This window comes from Anaerovibrio slackiae, assembly GCF_009695585.1.
Taxonomy (GTDB): Bacteria; Bacillota; Negativicutes; order Selenomonadales; family Selenomonadaceae; genus Anaerovibrio; species Anaerovibrio slackiae.
This window is the reverse complement of the sequence record NZ_VUNR01000012.1, coordinates 68,447-87,156: the sequence shown is the minus strand read 5'-3', so window position 1 is coordinate 87,156 and position 18,710 is coordinate 68,447. Positions and strand designations below refer to the sequence as shown.

At 53.6% G+C, this 18,710-nt stretch carries 14 protein-coding genes; all 14 read left to right on the top strand.

The features are described from left to right. The first annotated feature begins 533 nt into the window (after positions 1 to 533). The 14 genes from glyQ (at position 534) to dnaK (ending at position 18,647) form a co-directional block, all read left to right on the top strand. A complete protein-coding gene (gene glyQ, locus FYJ84_RS07620; protein WP_154406991.1) occupies positions 534 to 1,412 on the top strand; it encodes a glycine--tRNA ligase subunit alpha in 879 nt (292 codons plus the stop codon). Between the two features lie 3 nt (positions 1,413 to 1,415). Beyond that, positions 1,416 to 3,473: a glycine--tRNA ligase subunit beta gene (glyS, locus tag FYJ84_RS07615; RefSeq protein ID WP_154406990.1), complete on the top strand. Its 2,058-nt coding sequence runs from the start codon at positions 1,416 to 1,418 to the stop codon at positions 3,471 to 3,473. 74 nt (positions 3,474 to 3,547) lie between these two features. Continuing rightward, positions 3,548 to 3,757, top strand: a complete 210-nt coding sequence (locus FYJ84_RS07610) for a hypothetical protein (protein WP_154406989.1) — start codon at positions 3,548 to 3,550, stop codon at positions 3,755 to 3,757. A 318-nt stretch (positions 3,758 to 4,075) separates the two neighbouring features. Continuing rightward, positions 4,076 to 5,890 carry a DNA primase gene (dnaG, locus tag FYJ84_RS07605; protein WP_235901392.1) on the top strand — a complete coding sequence of 605 codons (1,815 nt, stop codon included), beginning with the start codon at positions 4,076 to 4,078 and terminating at the stop codon, positions 5,888 to 5,890. Positions 5,891 to 5,940: 50 nt separating this feature from the next. Continuing rightward, positions 5,941 to 7,458, top strand: a complete 1,518-nt coding sequence (gene rpoD / locus FYJ84_RS15045) for an RNA polymerase sigma factor RpoD (RefSeq protein ID WP_407060741.1) — start codon at positions 5,941 to 5,943, stop codon at positions 7,456 to 7,458. Between the two features lie 70 nt (positions 7,459 to 7,528). Then, entirely contained in the window at positions 7,529 to 8,209 is a 681-nt protein-coding gene (locus tag FYJ84_RS07590; protein WP_154406988.1) for a tRNA (adenine(22)-N(1))-methyltransferase, read from the top strand. Positions 8,210 to 8,269: 60 nt separating this feature from the next. Continuing rightward, positions 8,270 to 9,067 (top strand): Nif3-like dinuclear metal center hexameric protein, encoded by a 798-nt coding sequence (locus tag FYJ84_RS07585; protein ID WP_154406987.1) that lies wholly within the window; start codon positions 8,270 to 8,272, stop codon positions 9,065 to 9,067. A gap of 211 nt (positions 9,068 to 9,278) precedes the next feature. After that, on the top strand, positions 9,279 to 9,932 hold the full coding sequence (locus FYJ84_RS07580; protein WP_154407003.1) for a helix-hairpin-helix domain-containing protein: 654 nt from the start codon (positions 9,279 to 9,281) through the stop codon (positions 9,930 to 9,932). Positions 9,933 to 9,942: 10 nt separating this feature from the next. Continuing rightward, positions 9,943 to 12,489: a DNA internalization-related competence protein ComEC/Rec2 gene (locus tag FYJ84_RS07575; RefSeq protein ID WP_154406986.1), complete on the top strand. Its 2,547-nt coding sequence runs from the start codon at positions 9,943 to 9,945 to the stop codon at positions 12,487 to 12,489. A gap of 83 nt (positions 12,490 to 12,572) precedes the next feature. Next, positions 12,573 to 13,634, top strand: coding sequence for a DNA polymerase III subunit delta (holA, locus tag FYJ84_RS07570; RefSeq protein ID WP_154406985.1), 1,062 nt, complete (start codon positions 12,573 to 12,575; stop codon positions 13,632 to 13,634). Beyond that, positions 13,634 to 14,815 carry a radical SAM family heme chaperone HemW gene (hemW, locus tag FYJ84_RS07565; protein WP_154406984.1) on the top strand — a complete coding sequence of 394 codons (1,182 nt, stop codon included), beginning with the start codon at positions 13,634 to 13,636 and terminating at the stop codon, positions 14,813 to 14,815. Before holA ends, hemW begins: the two co-directional genes overlap by 1 nt. Positions 14,816 to 14,963: 148 nt before the next feature. Beyond that, a complete protein-coding gene (hrcA, locus tag FYJ84_RS07560; RefSeq protein ID WP_154406983.1) occupies positions 14,964 to 15,989 on the top strand; it encodes a heat-inducible transcriptional repressor HrcA in 1,026 nt (341 codons plus the stop codon). 55 nt (positions 15,990 to 16,044) lie between these two features. Beyond that, positions 16,045 to 16,680, top strand: coding sequence for a nucleotide exchange factor GrpE (grpE, locus tag FYJ84_RS07555; RefSeq protein ID WP_154406982.1), 636 nt, complete (start codon positions 16,045 to 16,047; stop codon positions 16,678 to 16,680). Between the two features lie 116 nt (positions 16,681 to 16,796). Further along, a complete protein-coding gene (gene dnaK / locus FYJ84_RS07550; RefSeq protein WP_154406981.1) occupies positions 16,797 to 18,647 on the top strand; it encodes a molecular chaperone DnaK in 1,851 nt (616 codons plus the stop codon). Positions 18,648 to 18,710 lie beyond the last annotated feature (63 nt).

Below are 18,710 nucleotides of genomic sequence, written 5' to 3'. Positions count from 1 at the left end.
ATTGGCATTGCCTCTCCGACCATTGGAGTATTTGCTGATGTTTTTCTGACAGCTCCCCTGCACTAATAATTAAAACGTACATATATCGCAAAAGTAACAATCAAGCACTACGACAAACTGAAATTTTTCTGACAGCTCCCCTGCACTAATAAAAGATAAAGTGCATATTAGGTTGACAAATGCCTTTTTTTTTGATAGACTTCACCTAGCAATGATAAAGAGGAGTAGCTTCCAGGCAGATGGCAAGGTAGATGGCTGTCTGTGCCATGCAGCGAGCAGGGAGGGTGAGAGCCTGCACAGGAAGCGAAGGGCACTTTGGAGCGAAATTGTATATCCAATTGAGGCGGAGTAGAAAATATTTTCTATTCAAGCAGGGTGGAACCGCGAGTTTAGCGCAGGCATTGGGCTTTTGATATTTTGGTATTTATGAGCCGATGTTTGGCGATGTATTTGCTCGTCCCTGTAACATTTATCAAAATGTTACAGGGGCGTATTTTTTTGCACTGTAACATCATCTGAGGAGGTTTATATTTATGAAATTTCAGGAAATCATCCTGGCATTGCAGCAGTTCTGGTCAGAGCAGGGCTGTATTCTCGGCGAGCCTTATGATGTAGAGAAGGGCGCCGGTACCATGAATCCGTTTACCTTTTTGCGCGTATTGGGGCCTGAGCCTTGGAACGTGGCCTATGTGGAGCCATCCCGCCGCCCGGCTGACGGCCGCTATGGCGATAACCCGAACCGCCTGTATCAGCATCATCAGTTCCAGGTCATCATGAAGCCGTCCCCTGATAACATTCAGGAGCTTTACCTGGCTTCCCTGGAGCGCCTTGGCATCAATCCGAAGGAGCATGATATCCGCTTCGTAGAGGACAACTGGGAGTCCCCGACTCTGGGTGCCTGGGGCCTGGGCTGGGAGGTATGGCTGGATGGCATGGAAATCACCCAGTTCACCTACTTCCAGCAGGTGGGCAGCCAGGATATCAAGCCTACGGCTGTGGAGATTACCTACGGCCTGGAGCGCCTTGCCATGTACATTCAGGGCGTAGAGAATGTATACGACATTCAGTGGACAGGGGACTACACCTACGGTGATGTTTTCCATCAGAATGAGTTTGAGCAGTCAACTTATGCCTTTGATTTGTCCGATGCGGATCTGCTCTTTGATTTGTTTGACAAGTATGAGGCGGAGGCTGTCCGGGTTATTGACAAGGGCTATGTACATCCTGCCTATGATTATGTATTGAAGTGCTCCCATGCCTTCAACCTGCTGGATGCCCGCGGTGCCATCAGCGTTTCCGAGCGTGCCGCCTTTATCGGCAGGGTAAGGAAGCTGGCACGTCTCTGTGCCCAGTGCTATCTGAAGCAGCGTGAGGAGCTTGGCTATCCGATGATGGGAAAGGGGAGTAAATAAGACATGAGCAAGACTTTATTATTGGAAATCGGTACTGAGGAGGTTCCGGCTCATGTAATGCCGGGTATCCTGTCCCAGCTGAAGGAAAATGCGGCCAAGACCTTTGAGGGCCTGCGCCTTGAATATAAGAATATCAGAACTCTGGGCACGCCGCGCCGTACTGCCCTGATTGTGGAGGGGCTGGCGGAGCAGCAGGCTGATCTGTCCAAGGAAAACCGCGGTCCGGCTGTCAATATCGCCTTTGATGCAGAGGGCAATCCGACCAAGGCTGCTCAGGGCTTTGCCCGGGGCCAGGGTATCAAGGCAGAGGACCTGGTGACCAAGGACGGCTATGTATATGCCATGGTGCATGAGGTGGGCGGCAAGACCAGTGACCTTCTGGGGGATACCCTGACAGGCCTGGTAAACGGCTTGAGCTTCCCTAACAACATGCACTGGGCAAACCTCGATTACAAGTTTATCCGCCCGCTGCGCTGGCTGGTGGGCCTGTATGGCGAGGATGTGATTGACTTTGAGGTGGCGGCTGTAAAGTCAGGCCGTGTTTCCCGCGGTCATCGCTTCCTGTCCGAGGGTGATTTTGAGATTGCTTCTGCTGATGATTATGAGGCAGCCTGCGAGAAAGAGTTTGTCATTGTTGATCAGGACAAGCGCTGCAACATGATCAGGCAGCAGATTGCTCAGGTTGCCGAGGCCAATGGCGGCAAGGCTGAAATCAACGAGGATTTGCTGGAGGAGGTTCTCTATCTGGTAGAGTATCCTACTGCCCTCTGCGGCAAGTTTGACGAGAAGTACCTGAAGCTCCCGGCCGAGGCGGTTATTACCCCGATGCGTGACCATCAGCGTTACTTCCCTGTGCTGAAGGACGGCCAGCTGCTGCCTCTCTTTATCACTATCCGTAACGGCGGCAGCGACTTTTTGGAGACTGTGCAGCACGGCAATGAGCGTGTGCTCCGGGCCCGCCTGGAGGATGCCCAGTTCTTCTTTGATGAGGACAGGAAAAAATCACTGGAGGAGCATGGTGACAAGCTGAAGACAGTGGTGTTCCAGGAAGGCCTTGGCTCCATCTACGACAAGGCACAGCGTTTGGAGGCACTGGCTGCCTACATTGCTGATGAGCTGCAGGTATCTGAGCAGGAAAAGGCGGATGCTGTCCGTGCCGCCAAGCTGGCTAAGGCTGACCTGGTAACCGGCATGGTAACTGAGTTTACCGAGCTGCAGGGGGTTATGGGCCGTGAGTATGCCCTTTTGGATGGTGAGAATGCCGCTGTGGCACAGGCCATTGACGAGCACTACATGCCTCGCTTTGCCGGTGATGCCCAGCCTGCTTCTGTAGCCGGCCGCATCGTTTCTTTGGCTGACAAGATTGACAATCTGGTGGCTACCTTCAGCCGCGGCCTGCTCCCTACCGGCTCCCAGGATCCGTTTGCCCTGCGCCGCCAGGCTCTTGGCATCGTGAACATGCTGAAGGAGGCTCAGTACCACATTTCCCTTAGCGGCCTTGTGGCAAAGGCCATGGAGCTTTTGAAGATTGCAGACAGCAAGGCTCAGGAGAAAATGCAGGCTGATGTGGCTGACTTCATGAAGCTGCGCCTGAAGAACGTGCTGGCAGATGCAGGTATCCGCTATGACGTGGTGGATGCAGTATTTGTGGATATTGACGATATCTATGGTGTTTCCCTCCGTGCCGCTGCTGTCAACGAGGCAGTGCAGCAGGATATGGAGAAGACCATTCAGGCCTTTGTCCGCACCGGTAATATTGCCCGTAAGGCAGAGGCTGCTGCCTCCGTGGATGAAGCCGCCTTTGCAGAGCAGGTGGAGAAGGAGCTGTATGGTGCTTATCAGGCTGCGGCAGAGAAGGCAGAAAGCCAGCTGGCAACCCAGGATTACGCAGCCGCCATCGCCAGCCTGTCCGCTTTAGCTGCACCGATTGATGCTTTCTTCGAGGGCGTTATGGTTATGGACAAGGACGAGAAGATTAAGAATAACCGCCTTGGCCTTTTGAAGCTGATTGATGCACTTGTATGCAAAATTGCTGATTTCAGTAAAATTGTGCTGGCTTAAAAAATTTTACTCCACAATAATTGCAATCTATGATATAATTATCTAAACTTTTGTTGTAGAGGGGAGATTGAAAAATGACTCAGGAAGCAATCGAACAGATTCTCAAGGAGAAAATCGCCGAGGAGCGCAGCAAGCTGCCTACTCATGAATACATCGACCTGAACGCTGTAGCAAATGGCCGCGGTGTTTCTGATGCAGGTCTGTTGTATCTGAAGGCTGTTGACACTGCTCTTGACATCATGAGCAAGAGCGTAGCTGCTACTCTGGCTCAGGTTGTAAAGTAATTTACCGGTTTACTTACAGGGTTATCTAAGCTATATGGGGGACTGCTGCATGGCGGCAGTCCTTTTTCCTGTCCGGAATTATTTTGGCAGCTGCTGTCATTCCGGTGTGCATTTTGCAGTAGAATTGGTAGTATGTTTGTTAGATTTTGGTTGACTTATGGTGACTTTTCTATTAGAATGAAAAAATGGCAAATTTTTCGGCAAGTTTTTTTGCAAAAAAAGAGGAATTTGGCTATTTTTATAGAATATATGTCAGTGCAGTAACATATTTGTAAAATTTGCAGGCGTGCAAGTCGGAAAGGTGGCGGAGGCGGTTCGATGTCTGAGCGTGGAATGATATCCAGGGAGTTCGTGGACAAGGTGCGGGCTTCTGCTGATATTGTGAAGGTTATCTCAGGCTATGTGTCCCTGAAAAAAAGGGGTGACAGGTACTGGGGCTGCTGCCCGTTTCACAACGAGAAGACGCCTTCCTTTTCGGTAAAGCCTGATGATGGCTTCTTTTACTGCTTCGGCTGTCATGCCGGGGGGAATGTCTTCAAGTTTATCTCCATGTATGAGAATATCCCCTACTACGATGCCGTGGCCAGGGTGGCGGAGGATTTGAACATACCGCTGCCCCGCAGGGAGCAGACTCCGGAGCAGATTGCCCGGGAGAAGCATATCGAGGATATGCGGCAGGTAAACAAGCTGGCAGGGACTTTCTTTCACAATTGCCTTACTATGACCGTATACGGTAAGAAAGGGCTGGCGTATTTTCACCAGCGGGGAATTGACGAGGAGACAATCAAGGAATTTTCCCTGGGGTTTGCCCCGGATGCCTGGGACAAGCTTTCCTCTGCCTTCCTGCAGCGGGGCATCAGCCCGGAAATTTTGGTGGAGTGCGACCTGGCGCGGCAGAGGCAGAGAGGCGGCCTGTTTGACCGGTTCAGGAACCGGGTGATGATACCTATCCGGGATGACCGGGGCAGGGTTGTGGGCTTCGGGGGCAGGATTATTGAGAGTTCCCAGCAGGAGCAGGCCAAGTACCTGAACTCAAGGGAGACTGTCCTTTTTAACAAGCGGCAGCTGCTCTTTGGCCTGGACAAGGCTTACCGCCATATTGAGAAGGCGGGCTTTGCCCTGGTGGTGGAGGGGTACATGGACGTGATTTCTGTGTATGCCGCCGGTATCAGGAACGTGGTGGCATCCCTGGGGACGGCCTTTACCCGGGAGCAGTGCAAGAAGCTGCTGCGGTACGCGCCTGAGATTTATTTTTGCTATGACAGTGACGAGGCAGGGCAGAATGCCATTTTCCGTGCCATTGAGGTGGCAAGGGAGATGGAGAATGCCGTGATAAAAGTGGTGCAGATGCCAGATGGCAAGGATCCGGATGAATTTATCAGAAAGCATGGGGCGGAGGAGTTCCAGAAGGTCATCCAGGGAGCTTTGCCCATGGTGGAGTTCCAGCTGCAGTACATTGTCAGGGATATGGATTTGAATAGTCTGGAAAGCAGGCTGCAGGCCATGGCAAGGATTTTGCCGGTGCTGTCCGGGCTGAAGAATATGGCACAGAGAAACGCCTATGTGGCAAGGGCTGCCCAGATTCTGGGGGTGGCTGAGAATGAGCTGATGAATGAATTGAACCGCCAGCATCGTGGCAGATATGGCAGCTATCAGTCTCAGTCCCAGGAGCAGGTGCGTGCGGCAAGGCCTGCCAGGCGGCAGGCGGATGATGCTTGCAGGCGTGCCGGCAGGGTTGTGCTGAGGGCAGTCTGGCAGGAGCCGGTGGTGCTGGAGCATTTTGCCGGCATGGTGCCGCTGGATGCTGTGCCTGACCAGGTGCAGGGCTCTGTCCTGCGCCATATGAAGGAAATGCTTGACCGGGGTGAGGAGTTTACGGATGTCATGCAGTTTGGCAGCCTGGGGGAGCAGGCTGTGGAGGAGCTGTCCCGTGCCCTGGTGGAGGAGCAGTCCCAGCAGGATTTGATGGGGCTGTATGAGGACTGTGCCAGGCTTTTGCGGAAGCATTACCTGCACAGCCAGTTTGAGCTGCACCGCCTGAGGGCGGACAGGCTCAGCCGTGAGGGGCAGAAAGGCTACATTGAGGAGCTGGCACTGCTTCAGAAGATTAAAAATGAAATGGATGAATTATAACGTGATAGCTAGCTTAGATTTACTGATGCTGGAGAAAGGGAGGAAGCTCGATGGCTGATGTTAAGGAGAAAAAGAAGATGAGCTCTAAGACAGGCGCTGCCGCCAGAAGGACTGCCAAGAAGCCAGCAGCCGCAAAGGAGGCTGCGGACAGCGGCCTTCGTGAAGCGAAGCAGAGCAGCGGCATGATTATTGCGGATTTGCTGGAAAAGGGCAAGCGCAATGGTGGCACCCTGACCTACGGTGAGGTAGTGGAGGCGCTGCAGAAGCAGGATATTTCCCCGGATGAGATTGAGGCTCTGTTTGAGAATTTTGGCAAGAAGGGCGTGGAGATTGCGGATGATGCAGACCTTACGCCGGAGGATCTGGAGAAGGACGAGGAGCTGCAGGATGTAGATACGGATGTGGACTTCAGCGTGCCGGAGGGCATCAATATTGATGACCCGGTGCGCATGTACCTGAAGGAAATCGGCCGGGTGCCCCTTCTGACTGCCGAGGAGGAAATCCATCTTGCCACGGATATGGAGGCTGGCGTCCGTGCCGAGCGCCGCATCCGGGCTGACAAGTACATAAAGGCATATCTGCGCAATCCTGGCAAGGTTCTGACCGTGGGCAAGCTGGCAAGGAAGCTGGGGGTGGATAACAGCGTGGTGGCAACCTCCATGCTGGGGGATGACAATGAGATGGTCAAGGCCCTGCGGGAGATGCACGGCATCAAGGATGACCCGGAGGAAAATGACAGCAAGAGCTATCGCCAGTATAATGCCGATCTGGAGGAGCTGGAAATTCCGCTGAAGACTATTGATGCGGAGGAAATGAAGCAGCTGAACTCCGACATTAATGACGGCTCCGAGGCTCAGAAGCGACTGGCAGAGGCCAATCTCCGCCTGGTAGTAAGCATTGCCAAGCGTTATGTGGGCAGGGGCATGCTGTTCCTGGATTTGATTCAGGAGGGCAACCTGGGCCTGATCAAGGCCGTGGAGAAGTTTGACTACACCAAGGGCTATAAGTTCAGTACCTATGCTACATGGTGGATCAGGCAGGCCATTACCAGGGCCATTGCGGATCAGGCCAGGACGATCCGTATTCCTGTCCACATGGTTGAGACTATCAATAAGCTTATCCGGGTGTCCAGGCAGCTCTTGCAGCAGCTGGGCAGGGAACCGACCCCGGAGGAAATCGCCAAGGATATGGAGATTACGGTGGAAAGGGTAAGGGAAATCATGAAGATTGCCCAGGAGCCTGTTTCTTTGGAGACTCCTATCGGCGAGGAGGAGGACTCCCATCTGGGTGATTTTATCGAGGATCATGATGCCCCGGCTCCGGCTGAGGCGGCTTCCTACATGTTGCTGAAGGAGCAGCTGACGGATGTGCTGTCCACCTTGACGGAGCGTGAGAAGATGGTGCTGGAGCTGCGCTTCGGCATCAAGGACGGCAGGGCGAGAACCCTTGAGGAGGTAGGCCAGAGCTTTGGCGTGACCAGGGAGCGCATCCGTCAGATTGAGGCAAAGGCCCTCAGGAAGCTGCGGCATCCTAGCAGGAGCAAGAAGCTGAAGGATTTCCTGGATTGATTGTGATTTATGGAGTGTAAGGGTGTCTTACACTCTTTTTCTTTATGTGCTGAGTGATGTAGGAGGTTTTATGTTGCTGGATGACAGGTTGGAAGCAGTGGCGGCTTTTGTGGGCAGTGGCGCGGCAGTGGCGGATATTGGCACTGACCACGGCTATCTGGCCATGGAGCTGAAAAGGCGTGACGGCAGCCGCAGGGTGATAGCGGCGGACAAGAACGGTGGTCCCTGCGAGGCGGCTCGCAGAACCCTGCGGGAAAACGGCATGGAGCAGGAGATAGAAGTGCGGCAGGGGGACGGGCTGGCGGCTGTGGCTGCTGGCGAGGTGGATACTGTTTGCATTGCCGGTATGGGGGGCAAGCTGATTGCAGATATCCTGGCGGCGCAGCCGGAGGTTTTTGCCGGGCTGAAATGCGCAGTTTTGCAGCCCCAGAATGCCTATGCCCTTCTCAGGGGCTGGCTATATGAGCATGGGTGGCGGATTGAGGATGAGGCATTGGCCAAGGTTGATGGCAGGGTGTATCAGATTATCCGGGCGGTGCCGGGACAGGCTGATATGCCCTCCTGGCAGGAGCTTTTGCTGGGGCCGGTGCTGCTGAAAAAACGCCCGGCCTTGTTCCGGGAGCATGTGGAGAATAATCTTGATTCCATGGGAAAGGTGCTGGCAGGGCTGAAAAGGGGCAATAATCCTGATAGAAAAAGAATTGAGGCACTGGAACGTGAGATGGGTGAATTGAAGGCATTGATAGAATGAAGTGCCGGGCTGTATGATTTTGGGTACCTGGAGAAGAAGCGAATTGGAGGCGTTGATGAGATGAAATGTCAGGCAGTGATGGATTTGATAGAGAGGCTGGCGCCCAAAAGGCTGGCTGAGAAATGGGATAATCCGGGGCTTCTGGTAGGCTCGCCTTTGCAGGAGGTAGGGAAGGTGTATGTGTGCCTTGATGTGAGCCTGCCTGCTGCGGAGGAGGCAATAGCTGCAGGGGCGGATATGATGGTGGCGCATCATCCCATGATTTTCAACGGGCTACGCCATGTGCGGACTGATTTGTACGATGGGAGGCTGCTGCAGCTGCTGCTGAGCCATAATGTTGCTGTTTATGCTGCCCATACTAATCTGGATATTGCTCAGGGGGGCGTCAATGATGTGCTGGCGGCTGCTGTGGGGCTTGAGCGTGTTGAGGGCTTTGCGGTGACGGATGAGGCTTCAGGTGCCTGCATCGGGCGCATGGGCTATCTGCCGGAAAAGATGCCTTTGGCTGATTTTGCCCGGCAGGTGAAAAGCAGGCTGGGTGCTGAATGTGTCCGGGTGGTGCAGGGCAATGACAGGCAGGTGCAGAAGGTGGCCCTCTGCAGTGGTGCCGGGGCTGATTTTATCGGCAAGGCGGCCTTCAAGGGGGCTGATGTGTACCTGACCGGCGATGTGAAGTATCATGATGCCCAGAAGGCTGTCCAGCAGGGGATAAATGTGATTGATGCCGGGCATTTTGCCACGGAGTTCCCGGTGGTCAAGGTGCTGGCGGATTATCTGCGGCAGGAAAGCAGGGAGATGAAGAAGACGCTGGAGGTTGTTACGGATACGGTTTCACGGGATTACTTCACAAATTTGTAAATATTAACCGTTGTATAAGCTGAAAGGTAAATGTTTGTGAAAAAATTTAGTTTTCATGTGATAAAAGCTTAGATGTGTAGAACTTTGCTGAAGGTTTAATGTTTTTACAATATATATATTATGGCGGTTTTTGCGCCTGTTGAAATATGGGGGTTGCAATGCTATATTTGTAGGGGAGGGCGAAAGGCAGTTTTTGAAGGGGATGATGGGGATGCCGATGTTCAAGCGCAGCATGGCAGTGCTGCTGGTGATTATAGCGGTGGCAGCCGGAGTGACCATGTGGGAGATGTACGATGGTGATGAGGTACAGCTGCTGGCAGATAATAGGCTGAGTGCAGGGGATGAGCAGGCTGGGAAAAACGCATGTGATACAAGGCAGATTGCCGTGTATGTAACAGGGGAGGTGCAGCAGCCGGGAGTGGTGTATGTGGCATTTGATGGCAGGGTGGCAGATGCCGTCAATGGGTGCGGCGGCGTGCTGCCCACAGCTGACATGGGCAAAGTGAATATGGCACAGCCGGTAAAGGATGGTATGCACATCAGGGTGCCTGAGAAATTGCCATCAGGAAATGGGGGTGTTGCCAGCAAGGGGAACAGTTTTCCGCAGGGAACGGAAGGTTCGGCTAAAAGCGGCAAATCTTCAGGTGGCAAGGTGTCTGCCGGTAGTGATGGGGCGATGGTGAATATCAATACGGCTACTGCTGACGAGCTGACTAAGCTGAAGGGCATAGGCCCTGCCATGGCACAGCGGATTGTGGAATACCGGGAGGAAAACGGCATGTTTCAGTCCCCGGAGGATTTGCAGAGGGTAAAGGGCATTGGCAAGGCAAAATTTGCCAAGCTGAAGGAGCAGGTAACGCTGTGAGGTGAAGGGGATGGGGATGGGACAGCATCCGAAGGGCTTTATCAATGGGCTGCTGGTGCTTCTGTGCCTGGGCATAGGGGCAGGACATATGTGGCATATAGGCAGGGAGCAGTTATCTGTGGTCTGGTGCCTGCTGGCAATGGCCGTTCTTGGTGCGGTATTTCTATTGCGGAGAGGCAGCAAAGGTACCTGGGCAGCCTTTGCTGTGGCAATGCTTTTATTGGGCTTGGGGCGGTATGGTGCGGTGACAGTGCCCAGTGATGATGATATTTTGCATTTTGAAGGACAGAAGGTAAAGATGTCAGGGGTGCTGGCGGAAACACCCCAGGCGGTCTTTGAGGATGATGGCAGGCTGAAGCTTCGCTATGTGGTGGAGTCGGAGCAGCTGTCTGCCGGTCAGGGGAAGGAGAAGGTCAGCGGCAGGCTGGTTCTGTATGCCAATGGCAGTTCCTTGGCTGATAGAAAGGGGGAACCTGCTCAGGGCGGCATGGCAGGTATGGATGCAGGGGATATAGCCAAGCCGGAGGATAGCATAGCTGGCAGGGCTGGTGACAGGATTACCGTATCTGGGACGGTGCGTGCTTTGCATGATTATGGCAATCCTGGCAGGATGAACAGGGAGATGACTTATTTTTCCCAGGGCATCCATGCCAGGATGACGGCGGATAAGTACAGCCTGAGGCTGCAGCAGGAGGAAGGTGGCTGGCATGACCGGCTGCTGAGGCTGTCTGCCAGGGTGCGCTCTGCTTATCTTGAGCATATGGAGCATGCCATGAGCAGGCAGGATGCGGCTGCTATCTTTGCCATGCTCTTTGGCGGCTATCAGGGCATCAAGCCGGAGCTTTTGGAGGCTTTTACGGCTACGGGGATAGTGCATATCCTGTCAGTGTCAGGCTCCCACATTACCCTGATGGCAGGAACGGCGGGTATTATTGGCAGGCTGCTGCATCTGCCAGGCAGGGTGACAACGGGGCTGGCAGCAGTCACCATTTTGTTTTACAGCTTGCTGGCAGGTGCCATACCGCCGGTGATACGCTCAGCCCTGATGGGGCTTCTTACCTTGCTGGCCCTTGCCATGGGCAGGGAGAGGGATGCCCGGCATATCCTGGGGCTTACGGCGCTGGGACTGCTGATTTATGCGCCGCCTCTCTTGTATGATATCAGCTTTCAGTTGTCCTTCGGGGCAACGGCTGGCCTTTTGTATATTGCTCCTATTTTGAGGGGCGTTTTAAGGAAAAAGCTGCCTGTGTTTGCAGCTGATAGCCTGGCGGTGACTATAGGTGCCCAGGTGTCTGTCCTGCCGGTGATTGCCTGGTATTTTAACGTGATTTCCTTTAGTTCATTGCTGGCAAATCTTGTCATTACCCCTGTAGTGGAGCTGATTATTGTGGTGGGGCTTTTTGCGGGGCTTGCCGGAAGCCTGCTTCCCTTTGTGGGCAGGCTGGTTTTTATGGGGGCAGGGGTAATGCTGGGGGCTGTGTATGAAATGTCCCGGCTGGTAGCGGCATTGCCCTTTAGCCAGGTTTATGTGCCGTCTTTTGGGGTATGGGGATGCCTGATGTATTATGGGGCACTGGGCTGGCTATTGCTGCCGCCAAATTGCCGGGGACAGGCAAGAAGAAGGCTTGTTGAGTTGATTATGTTGTATCTGCCTGATAAGTGGCGGAATGGGGGACTTGCGGATAAACAGAAAATAGCGGTGCTGATGCTGGTATTGCTGATTTTCATAGGTGGCTGGAAAGCGTGCCGTTCCGGGGATTTGCAGGTGCATTTTATTGATGTGGGGCAGGGGGATGCCGCGCTGGTGATTACGCCCCACGGCCATGCCTTTATGGTGGATGCCGGCGGTGTCCGGGAAGGGGGATATGATATTGGCAGGATGGTGGATGTGCCCTATCTCTTGCATTATGGCGTCAGGCAGCTGGATTATATTTTTCTCACCCATGCCCATGATGATCATGCGGCAGGGGTCAGGGGGATTTTTGGCAAAATCCCTGTCAAGGCTGTGATGACAGGCCATGAGGGAGCCGGTGAGTATTTGAAGGTCTTTGGCAGGGGAGAGGCAGCCAGGCTGGAAAAGCTGCTGGCACCTCTCAGGGAAAATACCTCTATGGAGCTGGATGGGGTGCGGATTGAGATTTTGTATTCTCCTGACCGCAGGGAGGTCATGGAGGGAAATGTTCAGGCAACGGGCAACGAATTTTCCAATCTTATCCGGGTGAGCTATGGAAATGCCAGTTTTTTGTTTACAGGCGATTTAGTGACGGCACAGGAAGCGGAGCTTTTGCGGCGGGGAGCGCAGCTGGGGAGCACGGTGCTGAAGGTGGGGCATCACGGCAGCCGTACATCCAGCTCGGAGGCATTTTTGCAGGCGGTAAATCCCAGGTGGGCGGTTATATCCTGCGGCTATGCCAACAGCTTCGGACATCCCCATAAGGAGATTGTGCAGCGTATTTCTGATGTGACCGGGGCGGAGCTTTTGCGGACAGATGAAAAGGGGGCCATTGTATTCAGGACAGATGGCAAAAGCATGAAAGTGGAATGTTATCGGGATTGATAATAGAAAAATGGATGACGGATGTTTGGGGGAGTTGCATCGGTATGGTATACTAGGTAGAGAATGATGCGAGGTGAATCCCGATGAAATATGGTGAGCTGATGGCGGGGCTGCGCAAGGGCAGCCCGGGGCATCTGTACCTTCTGGCAGGGGAGGAAAGCTATTTTATTGAAAAGGCGAAGGAGCGGCTTTTGCAGTGCTTTTTCCCTACAGGGTATCAGAAGGAAGACGTGCAGGTACTGGAGGAAGGTGCTTCCCTGAGTGAAATCATGGAAGCGGTGGAGACAGTGCCCTTCTTTTTGGATAAAAATGTCATTGTAGTCAAGGCGGCAGGTTTGTTCAAGGATAAGAAGAATGAAGATGAGGGAAAATCCGGCAGGAAGTCGGGCAGTGGGGAGGAGCGGTTTTTGGCACTGCTGAAAAACCTGCCGGAGTTTTCCTATGTGATTTTTGAGCTGCATGGCAAGGCGGACAAGCGGAAAAAGCTTTACAAGGCCATCAGCAGTGCCGGGCAGGTCATGGAGGCGGAGCCCATCCGTGCCAGCAATATCGGTGACTGGCTCCAGGGCAGGCTGCAGGAGCTGAACAAGGAGATGGACCGACATGCCTATGAGTATTTTGTGGGGGCTGTCAGCAGCATGCAGTCGGTGAACCTGGGCTTTCTCAGCAAGGAGCTGGAAAAGCTGGCCCTGTTCATGGGGCCGGGGCAGCGGAAAATCAGCCGGGAGCATCTTTTGCAGGTGTTTTCCGATGTGCCGGAGATTTCCAGCTTTGCTATGCTGAATGCCATCGGGGACAGGAATACGGCAAAGGCACTGAAGCTTTTCCAGCGGCAGCTGGAAAACGGCGTGTATTTTGTGCTGATTGTGGGTATGCTGGCGCGGCAGGTGCGGCTCTGGTGGCTGGCTCAGGAATTGCAGGCGAGGGGCATCCGGGGCAGGGCGCTGGCTACTCATCTGGGACAGCCTCCTTTTATTGCGGAAAAGACCGGCAGGGAGGCGGCCACCTTTCCGGCAGGTGCCTTGAAAAATGCTCTTTTGGCACTTTCTGAGGCAGATTATGGACTGAAGACGGGACAGGGGGATATTGTGGAGCTGGAGGCGATTATTATCAGCCTGGGCAATCGGGAGGCAGGGACGCTCTGATGAAGGATTTTGGCATATACATACACATTCCCTTCTGCCGCCAGAAGTGCTTTTACTGCGATTTTCCTTCTTTTGCCGGGAAGGAAAGGATGATAGGCCCTTATCTGGAAGCCTTGGAGCAGGAAATGGGCCAGGTGCGGCAGAGGCTGTGGGATAGGGGCGAGGCAGTATTTGGCAGTGATGGGAAGCTGGCACCGGGGACAATATACATCGGGGGCGGAACGCCAACGGTTTTGGAGACAGTTGCTCTACCAGATGTGTTTTATCTCCTGCAAAAGCATATTGATGTAGAGCATGCCGGGGAGATTACTATCGAGGCAAATCCTGGCACTGTGGATGGGGAAAAGCTGCGGCTGCTGCACGGCTTCGGCATCAATAGGCTCAGCCTGGGGGTGCAGTCCTTTGATGATGGCTGCCTGAAGGCTATCGGGCGCATCCACAGCGGCCAGGAGGCGGCAGAGGCAGTGGCAGAGGCGCAGGATGCAGGCTTTGCCAATATCAGCGTGGATTTGATGTATGGCTTGCCGGGGCAGGATATGAATATGCTGCGCGAGTCAGTGGAAACAGCGTTGTCCTTGGGGGTGCAGCATATCTCTATCTACGGACTGCAGCTGGAGGAAGGGACGGTGTTTGACAAGCTGCATCAGCAGGGGAAACTGGTGCTGCCCTCTGATGAATTGACGGAGGAAATGTATGATTATATTACTGCCTTCCTGCCGGAGCGGGGGTATTACCGCTATGAGATTTCCAATTTTGCCCTGCCTGGCTATGAGAGCAGGCACAATCTATCCTATTGGCAGGATGTGCCCTACCTGGGCTTCGGCTCCGGGGCCCACAGCTACTGGGGGGACTGCCGTTATCAGAACTCTGCCAGGATAGAGGTCTATATGGAGGAAGTCTTTCAGGGCAGAGCCATGTGTCATGTAGAGGAAAAGGTGACGGAAAAGGCACATATTGAGGAATTCTGCTTCCTGGCGCTGCGCACGGCAGCCGGCATATCCGTCAGGCGTTTTGCGGCTGTTTTTGGCAGGGATGTACATGAGCTTTATGGCGAACAGATTCGCAGACTGGTGGAAAAGGGGCTTTTGCTGGAGGACAGGGAGCGGTTATGCCTGTCCCCTTTGGGAATGAAATACGGCAATCAGGTCTTTGGGGAATTTCTGCTGGAGGATGAAAAATAAAGCGGCTTAAAAATAAAGCAGAACGCTTTTGGACAGGAAATAGAAAAATTTTTATTTTGACTTATTGACATTTTGACAAATAAGCGGTATATTATGTTCAGAAGTTAGCACTCACTGGATTTGAGTGCTAACAAGAGGAGGGTTGCAAATGCTGGATGAAAGAAAGCAGCGTATCCTTCAGGCTGTCATTCAGGATTATATATCCTCGGCGGAGCCTGTGGGCTCCAGGACACTGGCGAGAAAGTATGATTTGGGCGTAAGCCCTGCCACCATCAGGAATGAGATGGCTGACCTGGAAATGCTAGGGTATCTGGAGCACATACATACATCCTCCGGCAGGGTGCCTTCCTCCAAGGGATACCGGCTCTACGTTGACTCGCTGCTGCCGGTACAGCCTATGACTGATGCAGAGAAGGCCATGATTGACAAGTGGTACAAGGCCAAGGTGCAGCAGCTGGATCAGGTTTTTCAGGAGACAGCGAAGATTATTTCCAAGCTGACCAGGAATGTGTCACTGGTGCTGGCACCGCAGATTTCCAAGGCGGCGTTCCGCTGCATGCAGTTCCTGCCGCTGGATGACCATCGGGTGATTGCGGTGCTGATGACGGATGCAGGCTTTGTGGAGAACCGCATCATGGAGATGCCGGCTGGCAGTTCCTTTGAGGATTTCCAGCGGATGGCGAAGGTCATTAACGGCTGCCTGGCAGGGCATACATTGGGGGCTATCCAGAACGGGAGCCTGAAGATGATTGAGGCGGAGATTGGCGATAACGGGTTGTATGAGTCCGCGATGACGCTGATTGACAAGGCCCTTAATTCCCGGCGCAAGGAGCGGCTTTACCTGGGCGGCACCACGGAGATGATGGAGCAGCCGGAGTTCCACAATGTGGACAAGGTGAAGGAGCTGCTCATTATGCTGGAGAAGGACCAGCTGATGAAGGATATTTTGAAGGCCCATCTTGGGGATGGGCTGACCGTTACCATCGGTCAGGAAAATGAGTACAGCGGCATCAAGGATTGCAGCATCATCACTGCCACTTACCACCTGGATGGGGAGCTTCTTGGCTCTATGGCAGTGCTGGGGCCTACCCGTATGGAATACGGGCGCACCATGTCCCTGCTGAACTACATGAACAGCAATCTGACCGAGGTAATCAAGAGGTTGCACTGGTAGGACGTTTCGCAGAAAGCTTCGTCCTATCTACAATATATGAAGAGGTGAAATAGTAATGCCTTTAGAAAATGAGGAAATCAAGGATACCGGGGCACAGGCTGAAAATAATGCCGGGGCTGACGATGCGGCTGCAAGCCAGGCGGAAGCCCAGGAGGCAGCTGAGGACGCTGGAGCGGCTAAGGTTGAGGCCGTGGCAGAGGCAGAGGAAGCTGCGGAGGAGACTGCTGCTGAGCAGGATTTTGCTGCCGAGGCTGAGGCACTGAAGATGCAGCTGGCCGAGGGGGCGGAGCGCATGAAGCGCCTGCAGGCAGATTTTGAGAATTTCCGCCGCCGTACCCGTCAGGAAAAAGAGGAATTGTCCAATATGGTGGTGCAGGACTTCATCAAGGAGCTGTTGCCGATGCTGGACAACTTCGACCGTGCCATGGCTGCGGAGGCAACTGATGCCGCCAAGTTCCAGCAGGGCGTGGAGATGATTTACAACCAGCTGACAGAAATCCTGAAAAACAGGGGCATGGAGCTGATTAACACCAAGGATGCCAAGTTTGACCCGAATTTCCATCAGGCAGTGATGCGGGTGGAAAATCCTGATTTGGAGGATGAGGCTATTGCCATGGAGCTGCAAAAGGGCTACATGGTGAAGGGCAAGGTCATCCGCCCATCCATGGTGCAGGTTGTGGCAAACAGCTAGCAGCAAGGCATTGGCATAAAGGCCGGCCTGTGGCGGCTGGCGGTTATGATTTGATAATTTGCAGATACACTTCAAGGCACATGGCGTGCCGATTGATTTTAAGGAGGAAATAGATTATGTCTAAGGTAATTGGTATTGACCTGGGTACTACCAACTCTGTAGTATCCGTTATGGAAGGCGGCGAGCCTACAGTAATCACTAATCCTGAGGGTAGCAGAATTACCCCGTCCGTTGTGGGCTTCACCAAGACTGGTGAGCGTCTGGTAGGCCAGCTGGCAAAGCGTCAGGCTGTGTCCAACCCTGACCGTACCATCGCTTCCATCAAGCGTCACATGGGTGAAAAGAGCTACACTGTATCCATCGATGGCAAGAGCTACACTCCGCCTGAGATTTCCGCTATGATTTTGCAGAAGCTGAAGGCTGATGCAGAGGCTTATCTGGGCGAGAAGGTTGACAAGGCAGTTATTACTGTTCCTGCCTACTTCAATGACAGCCAGCGTCAGGCCACCAAGGATGCAGGCCAGATTGCAGGACTGGAGGTTCTGCGTATCATCAACGAGCCGACTGCTGCTGCTTTGGCTTATGGCATTGACAAGGATGAGACTCAGACCGTATTGGTATTTGACCTGGGCGGCGGTACCTTCGATGTGTCCATTATGGACATCGAGGATGGCGTATTCGAGGTGCGTGCTACCAATGGTGATACCCACCTGGGCGGCGATGACTTCGACCATGCAGTAATGCAGTGGATTGTGGATGAGTTCAAGAAGGAAAACGGCATTGACCTGTCCGCCGACAAGATGAGTGCCCAGCGTGTTATTGAGGCAGCGGAGAAGGCCAAGATTGAGCTTTCCAACATGGTTTCCACCAACATCAACCTGCCGTTTATCACTGCTGATGCTACCGGCCCTAAGCATCTGGATCTGACTCTTACCCGTGCCAAGTTCGATGAGCTGACTGCCGACCTGGTAGAGCGCACCATGATTCCTACCCGCAAGGCTATGCAGGATGCAGGCGTATCCGGCAGCGACATCACCAAGGTTCTGATGGTAGGCGGTTCTTCCCGTATCCCTGCTGTTCAGGAAGCTGTTCGCAAGTATCTGGGCAAGGAGCCGCATCGTGGCATCAACCCTGATGAGTGCGTATCTGTAGGTGCAGCTATTCAGGGCGGTATCCTGTCCGGCGATGAGACCAACACCAAGGATGTGGTCCTGCTGGATGTTACCCCTCTGTCCCTGGGTATTGAGACCTTGGGCGGTGTTTGCACCAAGATCATTGAGCGCAACACCACCATTCCTACCTCCAAGAGCCAGGTATTCTCCACTGCCGCTGACAACCAGCCGGCTGTTGAGATTCATGTATTGCAGGGTGAGCGCGAGATGGCTGCCGGCAACAAGACCCTTGGCCGTTTCAGCCTGACCGATATTCCGCCAGCTCCACGCGGTGTGCCTCAGATTGAGGTTACCTTTGATATCGATTCCAACGGTATCGTGCATGTATCCGCCAAGGATCTGGGCACCGGCAAGTCCCAGAATATTACCATCCAGTCCGACAGCGGCATGAGCAAGGAAGATATTGACCGCATGGTTAAGGAGGCCGAGGCTCACGCAGCAGAGGACAAGGCTCAGAAGGAAGGCATTGAGATTCGCAATAATGCTGACTCTATGGTTTACCAGGCTGAGAAGCTCATCAAGGAGATGGGGGACAAGGCCGATGCTGCTCAGGTGGACAAGGCAAAGGCTGCTATTGAGAAGGTTAAGGAAGCCCTCAAGGGCACTGATACCGCAGCTATCAAGGCAGCTACCGAGGCACTGCAGGAGCCTCTGCATGCTATCAGCGCTGCTGCTTATCAGCAGGCGCAGCAGGCTCAGCAGGCAGCCGGTGCCCAGCAGGATGCAGGTGCACAGCAGTCCGCTGGCAAGAAGGATGACGATGTAATCGATGCAGAGTTTACTGAAAGCAAATAATTAGTTGAAGTCTGTATGGGCTGCTGCCCGCGTGTGGTCTATCAAGTCGCTGCACCAAGGTGG

Bases quoted from the DNA above. Each gene is read 5' to 3' on its own strand.
- glyQ (WP_154406991.1), top strand. From the start codon at position 534: ATGAAATTTCAGGAAATCATCCTGGCATTGCAGCAGTTCTGGTCAGAG.
- glyS (WP_154406990.1), top strand. From the start codon at position 1,416: ATGAGCAAGACTTTATTATTGGAAATCGGTACTGAGGAGGTTCCGGCT.
- FYJ84_RS07610 (WP_154406989.1), top strand. From the start codon at position 3,548: ATGACTCAGGAAGCAATCGAACAGATTCTCAAGGAGAAAATCGCCGAG.
- dnaG (WP_235901392.1), top strand. From the start codon at position 4,076: ATGTCTGAGCGTGGAATGATATCCAGGGAGTTCGTGGACAAGGTGCGG.
- rpoD (WP_407060741.1), top strand. From the start codon at position 5,941: ATGGCTGATGTTAAGGAGAAAAAGAAGATGAGCTCTAAGACAGGCGCT.
- FYJ84_RS07590 (WP_154406988.1), top strand. From the start codon at position 7,529: ATGTTGCTGGATGACAGGTTGGAAGCAGTGGCGGCTTTTGTGGGCAGT.
- FYJ84_RS07585 (WP_154406987.1), top strand. From the start codon at position 8,270: ATGAAATGTCAGGCAGTGATGGATTTGATAGAGAGGCTGGCGCCCAAA.
- FYJ84_RS07580 (WP_154407003.1), top strand. From the start codon at position 9,279: ATGCCGATGTTCAAGCGCAGCATGGCAGTGCTGCTGGTGATTATAGCG.
- FYJ84_RS07575 (WP_154406986.1), top strand. From the start codon at position 9,943: ATGGGGATGGGACAGCATCCGAAGGGCTTTATCAATGGGCTGCTGGTG.
- holA (WP_154406985.1), top strand. From the start codon at position 12,573: ATGAAATATGGTGAGCTGATGGCGGGGCTGCGCAAGGGCAGCCCGGGG.
- hemW (WP_154406984.1), top strand. From the start codon at position 13,634: ATGAAGGATTTTGGCATATACATACACATTCCCTTCTGCCGCCAGAAG.
- hrcA (WP_154406983.1), top strand. From the start codon at position 14,964: ATGCTGGATGAAAGAAAGCAGCGTATCCTTCAGGCTGTCATTCAGGAT.
- grpE (WP_154406982.1), top strand. From the start codon at position 16,045: ATGCCTTTAGAAAATGAGGAAATCAAGGATACCGGGGCACAGGCTGAA.
- dnaK (WP_154406981.1), top strand. From the start codon at position 16,797: ATGTCTAAGGTAATTGGTATTGACCTGGGTACTACCAACTCTGTAGTA.